The following is a 17,525-nucleotide window of genomic DNA, read 5'->3' on the forward strand; positions in this document are numbered from 1 at the left end:
ATCAAGAACTAATAACTTAAAACTTAACTATATGTCGGGATTTGAAATAAAGATGCCCAAGCTGGGCGAAAGTATAACCGAAGGAACCATTGTTTCCTGGTCGGTACAAGTGGGCGATGTTATCCGGGAAGATGACGTGCTGTTCGAAGTGAATACTGCTAAAGTCAGTGCGGAGATACCTTCGCCGGTGGCAGGCAGGATAGTGGAGATACTATTTAAGGAAGGTGATACCGTTGCGGTGGGTACGGTGGTGGCTGTGGTGGATATGGGCGGAGATGATGAGCCTTCCGAGCCTTCTGCCGGTACGAAAGAAAGCGTAAAGGCTCCGGTTGCGGATAATACGGGAGCAGGGACTTCCCCGGTTCCGGTGCAGGAACTTCCCAAAGCGCAGGCAGCCGGTTCGGAGAATGAACGCTGGTATTCTCCGGTGGTTCTCCAATTGGCCCGCGAAGCCCGGATATTGCAGGAGGAGTTGGATAGGATACCGGGTACAGGCTATCAGGGACGTTTGAGTAAAAAGGACATCAAGCAATACATCATACAGAAGCAGAATGGTGCGGCGGGCGTTGCTGCCGCGAAGCCGGCTGTGGCGGCAGTGCCTCAATCTTCACCTGTAACGGCTACCTCTGTTGCAGAGGGTATCGAGGTGAAGGAGATGGATCGTGTCCGTCGGATGATTGCCGACCACATGGTGATGTCCAAACACACTTCGCCGCATGTCACTACCCTGGTGGAAGTGGATATGACGAAATTGGTGAAGTGGCGCGAAAAAAACAAGGAGGCTTTCTTTAAACGTGAAGGGGTGAAGCTGACCTATATGCCTGCCATTACCGAAGCGACTGCCAAAGCGCTGGTTGCCTATCCGCAGGTGAACGTCTCCGTAGAAGGTTACAATATCCTGTTCAAGAAACATATCAATGTGGGAATAGCCGTATCGCAAAACGACGGCAACCTGATTGTTCCCGTTGTGCATGATGCCGACAGGCTGAACCTGAGCGGGCTTGCCATTGCGATAGACGGCTTGGCTGCCAAGGCGCGCATCAACAAGCTGATGCCGGACGACATAGCGGGCGGCACGTTTACGATTACCAATTTCGGCACGTTCAAGTCGCTGTTCGGTACGCCTATCATCAATCAGCCGCAAGTAGCCATATTGGGAGTGGGGGTGATAGAGAAGAAGCCAGCCGTTATGGAGACGCCCGAAGGGGATGTGATAGCTATCCGACATAAGATGTATCTCTCCTTGTCCTACGACCACCGCGTGGTGGACGGGTCGCTGGGCGGCAATTTCCTCTATTTCATCAAGAACTATCTGGAGAACTGGAATGAGTAAAAACAAAAAATGAGTATTATGAAGAAGTATGATATAAAAACCACCGATACGGAAACGTTGAAGAAGTGGTACTATTTAATGACTCTGGGGCGTGCGCTTGATGAAAAAGCGCCTGCCTATCTGTTGCAGTCATTAGGTTGGTCGTACCATGCGCCTTATGCCGGACACGACGGCATACAGCTGGCAATGGGACAAGTGTTTACCCAAGGGGAAGATTTTCTCTTCCCTTATTACCGGGATATGCTGACGGTGCTTTCGGCGGGAATGACTCCCGAAGAACTGATATTGAACGGCATCTCGAAGGCTACGGATCCGGGAAGCGGCGGACGCCACATGTCCAACCACTTTGCCAAACCGGAGTGGCATATCGAGAATGTATCCTCGGCAACAGGTACGCATGACCTGCATGCTGCCGGTGTGGCGCGTGCCATGGTGTATTACGGGCATAAAGGGGTGGTTATCACCTCGCATGGAGAGTCGGCTTCGTCCGAGGGTTTTGTATATGAGGCTGTCAATGGTGCGAGCTTGGAGCGTTTGCCGGTCATTTTTGTCTGGCAGGACAACGGGTATGGCATTTCCGTTCCGAAGAAGGACCAGACCGCGGCGCGTAAGGTTGCCGATAATTTTTCCGGTTTCAAGAACCTGAAAATCATCCATTGCAACGGTAAGGACGTTTTCGATTCGATGAATGCGATGACTGAGGCGCGGGAGTATGCATTGCTCAACCGCAATCCGGTGATTGTGCATGCCAACTGTGTGCGCATCGGTTCGCACTCCAATTCGGATAAACACACCCTCTATCGCGATGAAGGGGAGCTGGCGTATGTCAAGGCTGCCGACCCTTTGATGAAGTTCCGCCGGATGCTGTTGCGCTACAAACGTTTCACAGAAGAAGAGCTGAAAGCGGTTGAGGAAAAAGCGAAGAAAGACTTGTCCGCAGCCAATCGTAAGGCGCTGGCAGCTCCCGATCCTGATCCGGAGGCCATATTCAATTATGTATTGCCCGAACCTTATGAACCTGAAAAGTATAAGGACGGCGTGCATCACGAGACGGAAGGAGAGAAAGTGTTTCTGGTGAATTCTATCAATGAAACCTTGAAAGCGGAATTCCGGCGTAATCCCGATACGTTTATTTGGGGGCAGGATGTTGCCAATAAGGACAAGGGCGGCGTTTTCAATGTCACTAAGGGCATGCAGCAGGAGTTTGGAGAGGCGCGTGTGTTCAGTGCTCCCATTGCCGAAGACTATATTGTGGGTACGGCAAACGGTATGAGCCGTTTCGACCCCAAAATACGTGTCGTGATAGAAGGTGCGGAGTTTGCCGATTACTTCTGGCCGGCTGTGGAGCAGTATGTGGAGTGCACGCACGAATACTGGCGCAGCAATGGTAAGTTTGTCCCCAACGTGACGTTGCGTCTGGCTTCGGGCGGTTACATCGGCGGAGGATTGTACCACTCGCAGAATATTGAGGGAGCGCTGGCCACCCTGCCCGGTGCGCGGATCGTGTATCCCTCCTTTGCGGATGATGCTGCCGGACTGCTTCGTACGAGCATGCGCTCGCGGGGATTCACTTTGTTTCTGGAACCGAAAGCATTGTATAATTCGGTGGAGGCGGCAACGGTGGTACCCGATGACTTTGAGGTTCCATTCGGCAAGGCGCGTATCCGCAGGGAAGGTTCCGATTTGAGTATAATCACTTACGGAAACACAACGCACCTCTGTCTGAATGTGGCGGAACGCCTCGAAAAGGAGGGTGGATGGAAAGTAGAGGTCATTGATATACGTTCTTTGATCCCGCTGGACAGGGAGACTATTTACGGGTCTGTGAAGAAGACGGGGAAAGCATTGGTCGTACACGAGGATAAGGTGTTCGGCGGGTTCGGCGGGGAGATTGCCGCAGGCATCGGCTCGGACATGTTCCGCTATCTGGATGCTCCGGTGCAGCGGGTAGGGGCGACCTTTACTCCTGTGGGCTTTAATCCCATATTGGAACGTGCTGTCCTGCCGGATGCAGACCGGATTTATGAAGCGGCTAAGAAGCTGTTGGAATTTTAATTAAAGATGAACGGTTTATGAAAAAAATAGGATTGTTTTATGCTGCCAATGCTGTGAAAACCTCACAAGTGGCAAAGAAGATTCGTAAAGTCCTGGGTGCGGAGAATGTGGACATTATCCCTGCCGAACAGGCATGGGGTAATGATTTTGAGGCTTATGATAATTTGATTATCGGGGTGTCTACCTGGTTTGACGGGGAACTGCCCACTTACTGGGACGAACTGATCCCTGAGTTGGAGACGTTGGACTTGAAAGGGAAGCGCGTCGCTCTTTTCGGCTTGGGTGACCAAGTGAATTATCCCGATAATTTTGCCGATGGGCTGGGGCTTCTGGGCGATGCTTTTGAAAAGGCGGGAGCTTCTTTAGTGGGATTTACTCCCACTAAAGACTATTCATTCAATCGGTCGAAGGCTTTGCGCGGCAATGAATGGTGCGGCTTGGTTCTCGACTTTGAGAATCAGTCGGAGATGACCGACGGGCGTATCAAAGCCTGGTGTGACCGGCTGAGGGCTGAACTCTTATAGCAATAGCCGGCCTACGGCTTCCGCGCATCTCTCTCCGTCAATTCCTGCCGAAACGATGCCGCCGGCATATCCGGCTCCTTCGCCGCAGGGGAACAACCCCTTCAGGCGGACGTGCTGCAAGGTGTCTTTGTCTCTGATGATGCGGACCGGGGATGATGTACGGGTTTCCACTCCGATCATGGTGGCTTCGTTGGTAAGGAAGCCGTGACTGTATTTGCCGAACTGCTGGAAACCTTTGCTCAACCGGTTGGCTATGAATGGCGGCATCCAGAAGTGCAGGGGCGACGATACTAAGCCGGGTGCGTATGAGCTTTCGGGCAGGTCGTAGCTGAGTTTTTTCTTCGTGAAGTCTGCCATGCGCTGTGCGGGCGCCGTTTGCTTCATATTGCCTTGTTGCCAGCAAAGGTATTCCAGGGATTCTTGGAAGTACATCATGCTGAGCTGGGAGTTGAGAGTTGAAAGCCGGGGATCGGCTACGCCGTCTTGTTGTGCGGTTGGTTCTTCACTCATTATTCTTAATTCGTCATTGGCCAAGTCCTCCGGGCGCAGTTCCACTACCATTCCCGAATTGCTCCAGCGGGAGCCGCGGTTGCTGGGGCTCATGCCGTTGACAACGATTTGGCGGGGGCCGCTGGCTGCCGGAACCACAAAACCGCCGGGGCACATGCAAAAGCTGTACACGCCTCTTCCGTCCACTTGGGTGACGAAGCTGTATTCTGCGGCGGGCAGGTATTTGCCGCGGCCGTCCCGGCTGTGGTACTGTATCCGGTCTATCAGCTCGGCCGGATGTTCCAGACGCACTCCTACGGCGATGCCTTTGGCTTCTATTTCCACTTGGTTGGCTGCCAGCCAGCGGTACACATCACGTGCGGAATGTCCGGTGGCGAGTATGACGGGGCCGAGGAGGGTCTGTCCGGTATTGGTTTCGATGCCTTTCACTTCGTCATTCTCAATAATCAGGGCGTCCATGCGCGTTTCAAAGTGCACTTCGCCGCCACAGGCGATAATGGTGTTCCGCATATTCTCTATGACCCGCGGCAGCTTGTCTGTTCCGATGTGGGGATGGGCGTCGACAAGGATGGAAGGCGAGGCGCCATGCTGGCAGAATACGTTCAGTATTTTGTCTACATTTCCCCGTTTCTTGCTGCGGGTGTAGAGCTTGCCGTCCGAGTAAGCTCCCGCGCCCCCTTCTCCGAAACTGTAATTGGATTCTGGGTTGACGGTCTGTTCCCTTCCTATCAAGGCGAGGTCTTTTTTGCGGTCGCGTACGTTCTTGCCGCGCTCCACGATGACGGGGCGCAAGCCGAGTTCTATCAGGCGCAGGGCGGCGAATAGTCCGCCGGGACCGGCTCCTACAACGACCACCTGCGGTTTGTCCGACACATTATTATATATAGTCTCCCTGTACTCACCCTCTTTCGGCATTTCATTGAGATAGACGCGTACGGTCAGGTTCACGAAGATAGTTCGCTGGCGCGCATCAATGCTGCGTTTCAGGATTCGTGTAGCTGTGATGTCGCGTACGTTCAGTCCTTTCTCTTGTATGAGGTATTCTTTCAGGCGCTGTTCATTGGCCGCTGTTTCGGGCAATACGCGCAGTTGGTATTCTTGTATCATATTCTTTTTTCTTCATTAATAAAAACTCTGTGGGGCGCTGTGCCCCTGCGGCGGATCTATTCCCTGTGGCGGGCTTATCCGAACAATGCCCGGAACGCCTCTTCCACCTTTCTCACCGGTATAAGTTCGATTTTCAGCTTGGAAGTGTTCAGTCCCTGCATATTGTATTTGGGAAGTATGAACCGCTTGAAGCCGAGTTTCTCCGCTTCGCCGATGCGTTGTTCGATGCGGTTGACGGGGCGGATTTCACCGGACAGCCCTATTTCTCCCGCCATGCATATCTCAGGCTCTATGGCTGTGTCCATATTGCTGGAGAGGATGGCGCTGATGACGGAGAGGTCGATGGCGGGGTCGTTGACTTTCAGTCCGCCGGCAATGTTGAGGAATACATCTTTTTGGGCGAGCTTGAAGCCGACGCGTTTCTCCAGTACGGCAAGCAGCATATTCATTCTCCGTATGTCGAAGCCGGTGGCGGAGCGTTGCGGATTTCCATAAACGGCACTGCTCACCAACGCCTGCGTCTCTATCAGGAACGGGCGGATGCCTTCTATGGCGGAAGCAATGGCTATGCCGCTCATTCCCTCATGGTCTTGGGTGAGAAGCAGTTCCGAAGGGTTGCTCACCTGCCGCAATCCGTCTTGCCTCATCTCGTAGATGCCCAGTTCGGCAGTACTTCCGAAGCGGTTCTTGATGCTGCGCAGGATGCGGTACATATAATGCTGGTCGCCTTCAAACTGGAGTACGGTGTCTACAATGTGTTCCAGCACTTTGGGACCGGCAATGCTTCCTTCCTTATTGATGTGACCGATAAGGATTACCGCCGTATGCGTCTCTTTGGCAAAGCGCAGGATAGAGGCGGAGCACTCCCTGACTTGGGCTATGCTGCCCGGAGAGGATTCGAGCGTTTCCGTTGAAATGGTCTGTATGGAGTCTATGACAACGAGGTCGGGACGTGTATTCTTTATGTGTACATAGATCTGTTCCAAAGAAGTCTCACAGACAATCAGGCAGTCGGCGGAGTTGCTTGTCAGGCGGTCGGCACGCAGCTTCAACTGCCGGGCGCTTTCCTCGCCTGATATGTAGAGAATGCGTTTCTCCGGTATCTGAAGCATGGTTTGCAGCACCAGTGTGGATTTTCCGATGCCCGGTTCGCCGCCTATCAATACCAGTGAACCTTGCACCAGACCGCCGCCCAGTACGCGGTTCAGCTCTGCGTCGTGCAGGTCGATACGGGGCTCATCATCAGCGGCAATCTCATTTAAAGTGACGGGCTTGGCTTTGGCTGTCTCTATGCCCGATACCGGACGCTTGTTTACGGTTTCTTTCCGCACTATCTCTTCCATATAAGTATTCCATTCTCCGCACGACGGGCATTTGCCCACCCATTTGGGCGACTCTTGTCCGCAGTTGCTGCATACATAGACTGTTTTCTCCTTTGCCATAAAAGAATTTCCATTAGAATTAACTGCCCAAAGGTACGATTTTTCATCGCCGGGTTGATAGGGTGGGCGTTGTTTTTAATGCCGATCCGCATTTTTGTTGTTTTGCCTGAAAAGTCCGGTTGTCCGGAGCGTTATTTCCGGAGGAGGTAGTGGTAGGGGAACACAGTCGTAATGGGAGCCTCTTTCAGTCGTAATGGGAGGCAGGTTCAGTCGTATTGGGAACTGCTTTCAGCCGTATTGGGAATAAAGTCCCACCCCTAAGAAAAAGGGTGGGACTATAACCTTGCTGTCAGATAGATAGTTACGTAATCGTAATTTCACCTGCAATGGGGCGGTTCATCAATTCGCGCACTTCTGCGGGGGAGTAGTTGTGCCCCAACAGGAACATCAGTTTGGTGACGGCAGATTCGGTAGTACTGTCATATCCGCATACAACGCCGGCCTGCATCAGCCGGTAGCCCGTTTCGTAGCGTTCCATTTCTACCGTACCGGCACTGCATTGGGTGACGTTCACAATCACAATGCCTTGTTCGCAGGCATCGTGCAGGCGGCGAAGGAACCACTCTTTCCGGGGAGCATTGCCCGAACCGTATGTCTCCAGCACCACCGCTTTCAGTCCTTCTATGGAGAGGATGGCATCTACTACGCTCTCCTGAATACCGGGGAAGAGCTTCAATATGGCAATATTGGTATCGAGCAGGTAGTGCGGTTGCAACCCGCCCTGTGTGCTTTCCGTATGAATTTGCACATTGTTATATTTGATGTGTATGCCGGCGGAGGCGAGTACCGGATAATTGAACGAACGGAAAGCGTTGAAGTTTTCGGCATTGATTTTGGTGGTGCGGTTGCCGCGCATCAGGTGATTCTCGAAAAAGATGCACACTTCCGGTACAAAGGGACGTCCGCCGGGATGCCGCGCTGTGGCGATCTCGATACTCGTCAGCAGGTTCTCCTTGCCGTCCGTACGGAGCACGCCGATGGGAAGCTGCGACCCGGTGAGGATGACGGGCTTGTTGAGCCCTTCGAGCATGAAGCTGAGGGCAGATGCTGTGTAGGCCATGGTGTCCGTTCCATGAAGGATGACAAAGCCGGTGTACCGCTCGTAGTTGTCGCTGATGATGCGTACGAGTTTGCGCCAGGCATCCGGATCCATGTCCGAAGAGTCCATGGGAGGGTCGAACTGATAGGTGTCTATGCGGAACGTAAAATTCTGGAGTTCGGGCACATGCTTCTGTAAGTGTTCAAAGTTGAAGTTCTCCAATGCTCCGGTTTCTGTGTTCTCTATCATTCCGATAGTTCCCCCGGTGTAAATTAACAAAACGGAAGTATTATTTGGGATCATACGCTCGATTCTTACATGATTACTATGCAAAGATAGTAATATATCTCTAAAACAATAGCAAAGTGTTAGAAAACTGCGTCCGGATTGCTCTCTTCCCTTGACAGAAAGTGCAAATCTGTCAGTCGTGAAATGTACATATTTCTGTCCTTAATGAAGCGAATATGTATTTTTATCGCAAAAAAGTCGTAAAATGTGATAGTTTGAATATTTTTATTGTTACTTTTGCAACACTTATCATAAACGATAGCAGTAAGAGACAATGAACAAGTACTATCAACATACAGTCACATCCATGTGCACCATGACCCTTAGGGGTTGGGGATAGTATTTTGTGTTTCTACGTGTTACACTAATTTTCAGTCATTTCATTTAGCTTTCGTCACAGAGAACCGCAGCGTCTCACAAAATTTGCTTGTGCAGTTCCGCGTGATTCCGGTGGCGGGAAAGAAAAAAGCCCTGTGAGACCCCTGCATCCTCTGTGATGAACATCTCATCCGGGAGTATTTCAAGTATTAATAATAAAAACACCAATATAATGAAAGTAATAAAATTCGGCGGAACATCCGTAGGTTCTGCGAACAGCATTTTAAGCGTTAAGAGAATTGTAGAAGCTATCAATGAACCTTTAATAGTAGTGGTTTCCGCGTTGGGCGGCATTACGGACAAGCTGATCAATACCTCGAAAATGGCGGCATCCGGTGATGCTTCGTACGAGAATGAGTTTCGTGAGATTGTCTACCGCCATGTGGAAATGATAAAGGAGGTGATTCCGGCAGGCGAGTCCCAAGTGGCGTTGCAGCGTCAGGTGGGAGAGTTGCTGAACGAACTGAAGGACATCTTCCAGGGTATTTACCTGATTAAAGACTTGTCGCAGAAGACATCCGATACGATTGTAAGTTACGGCGAGCGCCTTTCCTCCATCATCGCAGCGCAACTGACAGGTGCGGAATGGTTCGATTCGCGCCGGTTCATCAAGACGGAGAAGAAGCATTCCAAGCATGTGCTGGATGCGGAGCTTACCACCGCTTTGGTGCGCGAGACATTCAAGGATATGCCCAAGCGCGTACTGGTTCCGGGATTCATCTCTACGGACAAGACTACCGGTGAGGTCACCAATCTGGGGCGCGGCGGTTCCGACTATACGGCAGCCATCATTGCTGCGGCGCTGGATGCCGATGCACTGGAGATATGGACTGATGTGGACGGCTTCATGACTGCCGATCCGCGTGTGATTTCCACTGCCTATACCATCAATGAACTGAGCTATGTAGAAGCTACCGAACTTTGTAACTTCGGGGCCAAAGTGGTGTATCCGCCTACTATTTATCCGGTCTGTCACAAGAACATACCTATTATAATAAAGAATACTTTCAATCCCGAAGGGGCGGGAACGGTTATCAAGCAAGAAGTCTCCAGTCCGCAGAGCAAGGCCATCAAGGGTATCTCGTCCATTAATGATACGAGCCTGATAACGGTGCAGGGCCTTGGCATGGTTGGCGTGATTGGTGTGAACTATCGCATCTTCAAAGCTTTGGCAAAGAACGGCATCAGTGTGTTCCTCGTTTCGCAGGCCTCTTCGGAGAACTCCACTTCCATCGGTGTGCGCAATGCGGATGCCGACCTGGCTTGTGAGGTGCTGAATGAGGAGTTTGCCAAGGAGATTGAAATGGGAGAGATTTCGCCCATACAGGCGGAGAAAGATTTGGCTACGGTGGCCATTGTAGGCGAGAATATGAAGCATACGCCGGGTATTGCCGGCAAGCTGTTCGGCACGCTGGGACGCAACGGTATCAATGTGATAGCCTGTGCGCAGGGTGCTTCGGAAACGAATATCTCGTTCGTCGTGGACAGTAAGTCGCTGCGCAAGTCCTTGAATGTCATTCACGACTCTTTCTTCCTGTCGGAATATCAGGTGCTGAACCTCTTTATCTGCGGGGTCGGTACGGTGGGCGGCAGTCTGATAGAACAGATTCACAGCCAGCGCCAGAGATTGATGCAGGAGAATGGCCTGCAACTGAATGTGGTGGGTATTGCCGATGCCTCCAAGGCGATGTTCGGCCGCGAGGGGTTCGACCTGGGACGTTTTCGTGAAGAGTTGGCGGAGAAAGGCAAGGAAAGCTCGCTGGATACGCTTCGTGATGAGATTATCGGCATGAATATCTTCAACTCCGTATTCGTGGACTGTACGGCAAGTGCGGGTGTGGCGTCTTTGTACAAAGACCTTCTGATGCATAATGTGTCGGTGGTTGCAGCTAATAAGATTGCTGCCTCTTCGGAATACGAGAACTATCGTGAACTGAAGCAGATAGCCCGCCAGCGTGGTGTGAAGTATCTGTTTGAAACGAATGTCGGTGCAGGCCTGCCCATCATCAATACGATTAACGACCTTATACATAGCGGTGACAAGATACTGAAGATTGAGGCGGTGCTGAGTGGCACGCTGAATTATATCTTCAACAAAATCAGTGCGGACATTCCTTTCAGCAAGACCATTAAGATGGCGCAGGAGGAACGTTATTCCGAACCCGACCCGCGCATCGACCTTAGCGGTAAGGATGTGATTCGCAAACTGGTGATTCTGGCGCGTGAAGCGGGCTATCGCATCGAACAGAGCGATGTGGAGAAGAACCTGTTCGTTCCCGATGATTTCTTTGAAGGCTCGCTGGATGATTTCTGGAAGAAGGTTCCGGGACTTGACGCCGACTTTGAAGCACGCCGCAAGGTGTTGGAAGCCGGGAACAAGCACTGGCGTTTCGTTGCCAAATTGGAGAACGGCAAGGCATCCGTAGGCTTGCAGGAAGTAGGTGTGAACCATCCGTTCTATGGTTTGGAGGGCAGCAACAACATCATCTTGCTGACCACAGAACGTTATAAGGAATACCCCATGATGATACAAGGTTACGGAGCCGGCGCAGGCGTGACGGCTGCGGGTGTCTTTGCGGACATCATGAGCATTGCGAACGTTTAATTAAATGAAGAATGATGAAACACATTATTATATTAGGTGACGGCATGGCCGACTGGCCCGTAAAGTCTTTGGGTGGAAAGACTTTGTTGCAGGCAGCCAAAACACCCTATATGGATAAACTCGCCCGAATGGGGCGCGTGGGCAGGCTCAAGACTGTTGCCGACGGTTTCCATCCGGGCAGCGAGGTGGCCAATATGTCCGTACTGGGCTACAACCTGCCGAAAGTGTACGAGGGACGCGGCCCGCTGGAGGCGGCAAGCATCGGCGTAGACCTGAAGCCCGGTGAAATGGCGATGCGCTGTAATATTATTTGCATTGAGGGCGACGATATAAAGAACCATTCAGCCGGACACATCACGACCGAGGAGGCCGATGTGTTGGTGAAATATCTGCAGGAACACTTGGGAGATGAGCGCGTGCGCTTTCATACAGGTGTGCAATACCGTCACCTGCTGGTCATAAAAGGCGGAGACAAACGCATTGACTGCACGCCCCCGCACGATGTTCCTTTGAAACCCTATCGCCCCTTGCTGGTGAAGCCGATGGCAGGCACAGAGGATATCACTGTTCCCGAAGGTGAAGCCGACTTAACTCCCCGGCAGACTGCCGATTTAATAAACGACCTGATTATGCGTTCGCAGGCTCTGTTGAAGGAACATCCCGTCAACAAGAAGCGCGCAGCCGCGGGCAAAGACCCTGCCAACAGCATCTGGCCATGGAGTCCCGGCTATCGTCCGCAAATGGAAAAGCTCTCGGATAAGTTCCCTCAGGTGAAGAGAGGTGCTGTCATCTCCGCCGTAGATCTGATTAACGGCATCGGAACCTATGCCGGATTGCGTCGCCTGACGGTGGAAGGTGCAACCGGACTTTACGACACCAATTACGAGAATAAGGTGGCGGCGGCCCTTGATGCACTGAAGACGGACGATTTTGTTTATCTGCATATCGAAGCCAGTGACGAGGCCGGCCATGAAGGGGATGTTTCCTTGAAGATGCAGACGATTGAGAACTTGGACAGTCGTGCCGTAGGCCCTGTCTATGAAGCGGTGAAAGATTGGGAAGAGCCGGTTGCCATTGCCGTTTTGCCCGATCATCCCACTCCTTGCGAGCTTCGTACGCATACCAATGAGCCGGTGCCTTTCTTCATCTGGTATCCGGGCATTGAGCCGGATGAGGTGCAGACGTTCGACGAGGTTGCCGCTTGCAGCGGCAGCTATGGCATGATGAAAGAAGATGAGTTTATAAATGAATTTATGAAAGAATTATGAAATATTACAGTACTAACAAACAGGCGCCCGATGCTACTTTGGAAGAGGCCGTAGTGAAAGGGCTTGCCGCTGACAAAGGACTTTTCATGCCCTTTGCCATCAAACCGTTGCCGCAGGATTTTTACGACAGCATTGACACGCTTGGCTTTCAGGAGATAGCCTACCGGGTGGCGGATGCTTTCTTTGGAGAGGATGTTCCGGCAGATACGTTGAAACAGATTGTGTATGACACGCTGAGTTTTGATGTGCCTTTGGTGAAGGTGACGGAGAATATCTATTCCCTTGAGCTGTTTCATGGACCTACGCTTGCCTTTAAGGATGTGGGCGGCCGTTTTATGGCGCGTCTGCTGGGCTATTTCATCAGGAAAGAGGGCAAGAAGCAGGTGAACGTACTGGTTGCCACTTCGGGGGATACGGGCAGCGCCGTAGCCAACGGTTTCCTCGGTGTGGAAGGAATCCATGTTTATGTACTTTATCCGAAAGGCAAGGTGAGCGAAATTCAGGAGAAGCAGTTCACTACGCTGGGACAGAACATCACAGCCCTTGAGGTGGACGGCACATTCGACGACTGTCAGGCGCTGGTGAAAGCCGCCTTCATGGACAAGGAACTTAATGAGCATATGCAACTTACCAGCGCCAACTCCATTAATGTGGCGCGTTTCCTCCCGCAGGCCTTTTACTATTTCTATGCCTACGCCCAGTTGAAGCGTGCGGGAAAAGCCGATGATGCCGTAATCTGCGTGCCGAGCGGTAATTTCGGCAATATAACGGCCGGCCTGTTCGGCAAGCGCATGGGATTGCCTGTGAAACGTTTCATAGCTTCCAATAACCGTAACGATATTTTCTACCAGTATTTGCAGACGGGTGTTTATGCGCCGCGTCCCAGCATTGCCACAATTGCCAACGCCATGGATGTGGGCGATCCGAGTAACTTTGCTCGTGTGCTTGATCTTTACGGGGGGAGTCACGCAGCTATCTCCGCCGAGATAAGCGGCGCCACTTATACGGACGGACAGATAGCCGAAACCATGAAAGAGGTATGGAAAGACAATCATTACTTGCTCGACCCTCATGGGGCATGTGGCTTCCGCGCGTTGCAAGAAGGGTTGCAGGCGGGCGAGACGGGTATCTTCCTGGAAACGGCCCATCCTGCCAAATTCAAAGATACGGTAGAGAAGATTATCGGCGAGGCTGTGCAGATACCGGAAAAATTGCAGGCCTTTATGCGCGGCGAGAAGAAGAGCTTGCCTATGTCGAAAGGCTTTGAGGACTTCAAACGCTATCTGATGAGTATCTGACCGGAGCAGGACTGTCGCATTGTGCCGGACAAAAGATTGTCCTGATACTTTGGGGCATTACCCGTTTCCGATATCTCAAGGCTCAATGGGGAAATTCAGGAACAGTAGGTATTCTCCTTCAGCTTCGACTGTAAACTCAGTGCCGGTACATTCGTTGAGAGTGCCTTGCCACCAGTTGGTGAAGTCGCTGAGAGGATATACCAGTCCGATTCCATGCAGCCTGCGGGCGCCGAAGTTGATGATAGATACCTGCTGCCCCGGCCGGCAGGGGAGGGTACACGTGTTCCGGCAAGGGATGAAAACGCCATAGTCTGTATAAGTACATACATCGGCTCCGGCACGCATGTAGTCCATAAGCAGGCTGATATTTCCCAAAGTATGGTCTTCGCGTCTGCCGGTGGCGCCTACGATGGCTATCCGGCGTTTCCCTTGTGACAATAAGTAGCTGACGGCTTTGGTCTGGTCGTTGGTCTCCTGTTCGGAGATGCAGTGGAGCAGATGGCCGTACTTCCGGCGGTTCTCCTCGCAGATGGAGTCGCCATCGCCTATAATAAGATTGGGAATATGCCCCTGCCGGATGTATTCGTCTGCACCGCCGTCGCAACAAACCACATAAGGGGCGCTTTCCAGTATATGCAGGGGAAGGGAAGCCGTAGGATATTCCCCGTTAGCCAGAACCACTGCCTCGACTTCGGTGCAGCGGCTATACAACTTCGTTGTGCCTTTATATTCTTCTTTCATCACCTTGTTTCTTTATCATTCTTTCATCATCTTCTTCCATTTGAAGTAGCCAAAGATAGCGATTATTGTGTAAAGGGCATATAATGCAGCGGTAAAATCAAGTCCTTTGTAAACGTACAGTCCGGCGCTTACGGCATCCACGCCAATCCATGCCCACCATTGCTCTACGTATTTCCGCGCCAGCATCCACATGCCGATGATGCTTAGTGCGGTGGTGAAAGAATCCAGCAAGGGGACATTGCTGTCTGTGAAGTTTATGAGTATCCAGGCAATGCCTGCAAACGTAGCGGCAAATACGGCAGTGAGCGGTAGCAGATAGTGCAACGGCATACGGGTAATGGGTGGTTTCTGCTGCGGGTTCTCTATATTCGCGGCGGTCTTTTTGAGGATTGTCCGCCGGAGGAACGCTCCGTACTTCCACATCATCCAGCCGTATATGGCAGCGCCAAGATAGTAGATGTTGATGCCGAAGTCGGCATATAGACCTGCGTTGTAGTAGACGAAGATGTAGATAGCAGGCATGATGATGCCTGCTATCCAAAGATATATACTTGCCTTGTACTCCAGCCAAAGGTAGAGAAGTCCTACAAGTGTTCCGATGATTTCGAGAGTTTGCTCCATAACAAATCTTGGGTGCCGAATGTTGGGACATTCATAATTAAGTATTCGGGTGTCAGAAACGCAGGGATATGTGCCCTAATACATTGGTACCTGCCTGTGCGGCATATCCTGCGTAGTTGTAGCGCACTTTCTGGCCGTCTTCATAATAGAAGCCGCTGCCTGCGTAGCCATTGTTCTCATATTCTTCGTTGAAGAGGTTATAGATGGTGCATCCTACGGTTATCGACTTTATTTTGGGTAACGCAAATGTATACGATAAGTTCAGGTTGCTGACGAAATAGGCATCCAGGATATGGTCTTTACAATCCAGGTTACTCATGTATTGTTTGCTGACGTATTGTGATTGCAAAGATGCCTCAAAGCCTTTGTATGTATAGCCGAAGCGATTGTTCAGCAGGAAATCGGGAGAGAAGGCGATATGGGTGTCGCCCAAATAAGTGCTCCACTTCTCACCTGCCGGATCTTCGTTCTCGTAAAGGGTTTCGGTGAAGTTCTCTACGCGGTTGCGGCTTAAGGTGGCGTTGATGTCCCATTGGAAGCCGCAAGGTAGCTTCAGACCCGCCATCAGCTCAATGCCCATGCGATAGCTGTCGGGGACGTTGGCGGCTACGGCTTCGCCGATTTCATTCAGCTCGCCGGTCAGTACCAGTTGGTCTTTGTAGTCCATGTAGTACAAATTGGCGCCGAGATTCAGCCATGAGTTGGCAAAGGTGTACCCCAATTCGTAGTCGAACAGACGCTCTGCTTTGGGATGTTCGGTAAACTTGCCGTCCGTATAGTTGTTACGCGTAGGCTCTTTGTGGGCTACGCTGAAAGATCCGTACACCCGGTTGTTGCGGTTGATCTGCCATGACAGCCCGGCTTTGGGATTGAAGAAATCGAACTTCTCGTGAATGGCAAGCTGTTGCAGCCCGTCGCCGGTGACACTGTTCCATTTGTCATTCTGCCCGTACATCTTATAGGAGATGTGGCGGTACTGCAAATCCGCATAGGCGTTGAGGCCATCGCACAATTCATAGTCGGCTTTCAGGTAGAGGTTGCCGTCATTCTTCGTGGCATTGTTGCGGTAGTAGTCTTTGTCGGGGTCGAGGGTGCCGATGTAGTTCTTTACCCACAGCACTTTGCCGAAGTGGTCGCCGTCGTAACGGTTCAATCCTCCGCCCAGGGATGCGTGCAGGCGGCTGCCTTTATAATTCACAGAGAAGATACCGCCGCCAAACCAATTGTCCATTGCTTTTTTGCGGATAAGGTCGCTCTTCTTTACAGTCTCACCGTCATGCTCATACGGCAGCAGACCGTATTCCACCAGCTTGCGGTTGTCCTTGTACTCCTGATAGTAGCCGTCTCCTTTGGTATAGTGCAGACCTGCATTCACGTTCCAGGCAGAGGTGAAGTTATGGTTAAAGAGCAGTTGGTAGTTCTTTTGCACGTAGTTGTCTGTTTGGTCTTCGTAGTAGTGGGCTGTGCCGTTGTCGTCGGTGTACATATATCCGCAGGAGTTGTAACGGCGACCGTACTCCTTCATTTCTTCTTTGCTGGCATAGTTCCAGGCATGGTAGGTGCGTTCTTTGCCGCCGAAAGTTATCAGCTTGACCGAAGTGTTGTCATTGTAATATCCGCCTTGCAGGTAGTAAGAGTTCAGTCCTACCGATGCGCGGTCAATGTATCCGTCCGAACTGATGTTGGACAGGCGGGCATCGAAAGACCAATGGTCGTTGATGAGTCCTGTACCCACTTTCACCGTCTCCTTGTGTGTGTTGAACGAGCCGTACGAACCGTTCAGCTCGGCATACGGCTTCAGGGAGAAGTCTCCCGTCTGCATGTTGATGCTGGCTCCGAACGCTCCTGCACCATTGGTGGAGGTTCCTGCGCCGCGCTGTATCTGCATGTCTTTGACGGAAGATGCGAAGTCGGGCAGGTTCACCCAGAATACGTTGTGGCTCTCGGCATCGTTGATGGGAATACCGTTGGCGGTGACGTTGATGCGTGTTCCGTCCGTACCGCGCACTCTCAATGTCGTATAACCGATGCCGGCTCCGGCATCACTGGTGGTGATGGCGGACGGTGTCATGCTCAACAGGTACGGCAGGTCCTGGCCGAAGTTCTGCTTTTTGAGTTGGTCTTTGTTGATGTTGGTAAACGCCACCGGGGTAGTCCCTGTGGCACGTGTGGAGATAATCTCTACTTCCTGCAAGTCTATGACCCGCAGGCTGTCCTTTTCCTTTGTCTGTGCACAGACATTCAGCGCTGCCATAAACAGACACGCTGCCATTGCATACTTCTTCATTTGCAATTTTAACGATTAATGATTAATAT

12 protein-coding genes are annotated in these 17,525 nt (G+C 51.7%); 6 read left to right on the plus strand and 6 right to left on the minus strand.

Translation table 11 applies throughout. The features are described from left to right. The first annotated feature begins 31 nt into the window (after positions 1-31). The 3 genes from NQ546_RS05255 to NQ546_RS05265 are packed head-to-tail and all read left to right on the plus strand — an operon-like array spanning position 32 to position 3,912. Entirely contained in the window at positions 32-1,333 is a 1,302-nt protein-coding gene (locus NQ546_RS05255) for a dihydrolipoamide acetyltransferase family protein (RefSeq protein ID WP_004288977.1), read from the plus strand. Between the two features lie 18 nt (positions 1,334-1,351). Continuing rightward, entirely contained in the window at positions 1,352-3,388 is a 2,037-nt protein-coding gene (locus tag NQ546_RS05260; protein WP_039953188.1) for an alpha-ketoacid dehydrogenase subunit alpha/beta, read from the plus strand. A gap of 17 nt (positions 3,389-3,405) precedes the next feature. Next, a complete protein-coding gene (locus NQ546_RS05265) occupies positions 3,406-3,912 on the plus strand; it encodes a flavodoxin (protein ID WP_004288979.1) in 507 nt (168 codons plus the stop codon). Here the strand turns inward: NQ546_RS05265 and NQ546_RS05270 are convergent. From NQ546_RS05270 to NQ546_RS05280, 3 genes are all read right to left on the minus strand, one after another. After that, positions 3,907-5,529, minus strand: a complete 1,623-nt coding sequence (locus NQ546_RS05270; protein ID WP_004288980.1) for an NAD(P)/FAD-dependent oxidoreductase — start codon at positions 5,527-5,529, stop codon at positions 3,907-3,909. The genes NQ546_RS05265 and NQ546_RS05270 overlap by 6 nt on opposite strands. A gap of 74 nt (positions 5,530-5,603) precedes the next feature. After that, on the minus strand, positions 5,604-6,971 hold the full coding sequence (radA, locus tag NQ546_RS05275) for a DNA repair protein RadA (protein ID WP_039953074.1): 1,368 nt from the start codon (positions 6,969-6,971) through the stop codon (positions 5,604-5,606). A gap of 301 nt (positions 6,972-7,272) precedes the next feature. Then, on the minus strand, positions 7,273-8,313 hold the full coding sequence (locus tag NQ546_RS05280; protein ID WP_004288983.1) for an asparaginase: 1,041 nt from the start codon (positions 8,311-8,313) through the stop codon (positions 7,273-7,275). A 535-nt stretch (positions 8,314-8,848) separates the two neighbouring features. Here NQ546_RS05280 and thrA point away from each other — a divergent pair. From thrA to thrC, 3 genes are read left to right on the plus strand one after another with little or no spacing between them, the layout of a single operon-like run. After that, complete coding sequence (thrA, locus tag NQ546_RS05285) at positions 8,849-11,281, plus strand: bifunctional aspartate kinase/homoserine dehydrogenase I (RefSeq protein WP_004288985.1); 2,433 nt, start codon at positions 8,849-8,851, stop codon at positions 11,279-11,281. A 14-nt stretch (positions 11,282-11,295) separates the two neighbouring features. After that, positions 11,296-12,549, plus strand: a complete 1,254-nt coding sequence (locus tag NQ546_RS05290; protein ID WP_039953189.1) for a cofactor-independent phosphoglycerate mutase — start codon at positions 11,296-11,298, stop codon at positions 12,547-12,549. After that, positions 12,546-13,847 (plus strand): threonine synthase, encoded by a 1,302-nt coding sequence (thrC, locus tag NQ546_RS05295; RefSeq protein ID WP_004288987.1) that lies wholly within the window; start codon positions 12,546-12,548, stop codon positions 13,845-13,847. The genes NQ546_RS05290 and thrC overlap by 4 nt, the downstream gene beginning before the upstream one ends. 75 nt (positions 13,848-13,922) lie before the next feature. On the opposite strand, the gene NQ546_RS05300 is transcribed toward thrC, so the two are convergent. The 3 genes from NQ546_RS05300 to NQ546_RS05310 are packed head-to-tail and all read right to left on the minus strand — an operon-like array spanning position 13,923 to position 17,496. Continuing rightward, on the minus strand, positions 13,923-14,588 hold the full coding sequence (locus NQ546_RS05300) for a thiamine diphosphokinase (RefSeq protein WP_004288988.1): 666 nt from the start codon (positions 14,586-14,588) through the stop codon (positions 13,923-13,925). 15 nt (positions 14,589-14,603) lie between these two features. Next, positions 14,604-15,209 carry a nicotinamide riboside transporter PnuC gene (gene pnuC / locus NQ546_RS05305; RefSeq protein WP_004288989.1) on the minus strand — a complete coding sequence of 202 codons (606 nt, stop codon included), beginning with the start codon at positions 15,207-15,209 and terminating at the stop codon, positions 14,604-14,606. A 52-nt stretch (positions 15,210-15,261) separates the two neighbouring features. Next, positions 15,262-17,496 (minus strand): TonB-dependent receptor, encoded by a 2,235-nt coding sequence (locus NQ546_RS05310; protein WP_004288990.1) that lies wholly within the window; start codon positions 17,494-17,496, stop codon positions 15,262-15,264. Positions 17,497-17,525: the final 29 nt, after the last annotated feature.

Origin of the sequence: Bacteroides eggerthii (genome assembly GCF_025146565.1) — a bacterium.
Classification (GTDB): domain Bacteria; phylum Bacteroidota; class Bacteroidia; order Bacteroidales; family Bacteroidaceae; genus Bacteroides; species Bacteroides eggerthii.

Excerpts from the sequence above, each read along its gene's own strand:
- NQ546_RS05255 (WP_004288977.1), top strand. The coding sequence starts at position 32 with ATGTCGGGATTTGAAATAAAGATGCCCAAGCTGGGCGAAAGTATAACC.
- NQ546_RS05260 (WP_039953188.1), top strand. The coding sequence starts at position 1,352 with ATGAAGAAGTATGATATAAAAACCACCGATACGGAAACGTTGAAGAAG.
- NQ546_RS05265 (WP_004288979.1), top strand. The coding sequence starts at position 3,406 with ATGAAAAAAATAGGATTGTTTTATGCTGCCAATGCTGTGAAAACCTCA.
- NQ546_RS05270 (WP_004288980.1), bottom strand. The coding sequence starts at position 5,529 with ATGATACAAGAATACCAACTGCGCGTATTGCCCGAAACAGCGGCCAAT.
- radA (WP_039953074.1), bottom strand. The coding sequence starts at position 6,971 with ATGGCAAAGGAGAAAACAGTCTATGTATGCAGCAACTGCGGACAAGAG.
- NQ546_RS05280 (WP_004288983.1), bottom strand. The coding sequence starts at position 8,313 with ATGATCCCAAATAATACTTCCGTTTTGTTAATTTACACCGGGGGAACT.
- thrA (WP_004288985.1), top strand. The coding sequence starts at position 8,849 with ATGAAAGTAATAAAATTCGGCGGAACATCCGTAGGTTCTGCGAACAGC.
- NQ546_RS05290 (WP_039953189.1), top strand. The coding sequence starts at position 11,296 with ATGAAACACATTATTATATTAGGTGACGGCATGGCCGACTGGCCCGTA.
- thrC (WP_004288987.1), top strand. The coding sequence starts at position 12,546 with ATGAAATATTACAGTACTAACAAACAGGCGCCCGATGCTACTTTGGAA.
- NQ546_RS05300 (WP_004288988.1), bottom strand. The coding sequence starts at position 14,588 with ATGAAAGAAGAATATAAAGGCACAACGAAGTTGTATAGCCGCTGCACC.
- pnuC (WP_004288989.1), bottom strand. The coding sequence starts at position 15,209 with ATGGAGCAAACTCTCGAAATCATCGGAACACTTGTAGGACTTCTCTAC.
- NQ546_RS05310 (WP_004288990.1), bottom strand. The coding sequence starts at position 17,496 with ATGAAGAAGTATGCAATGGCAGCGTGTCTGTTTATGGCAGCGCTGAAT.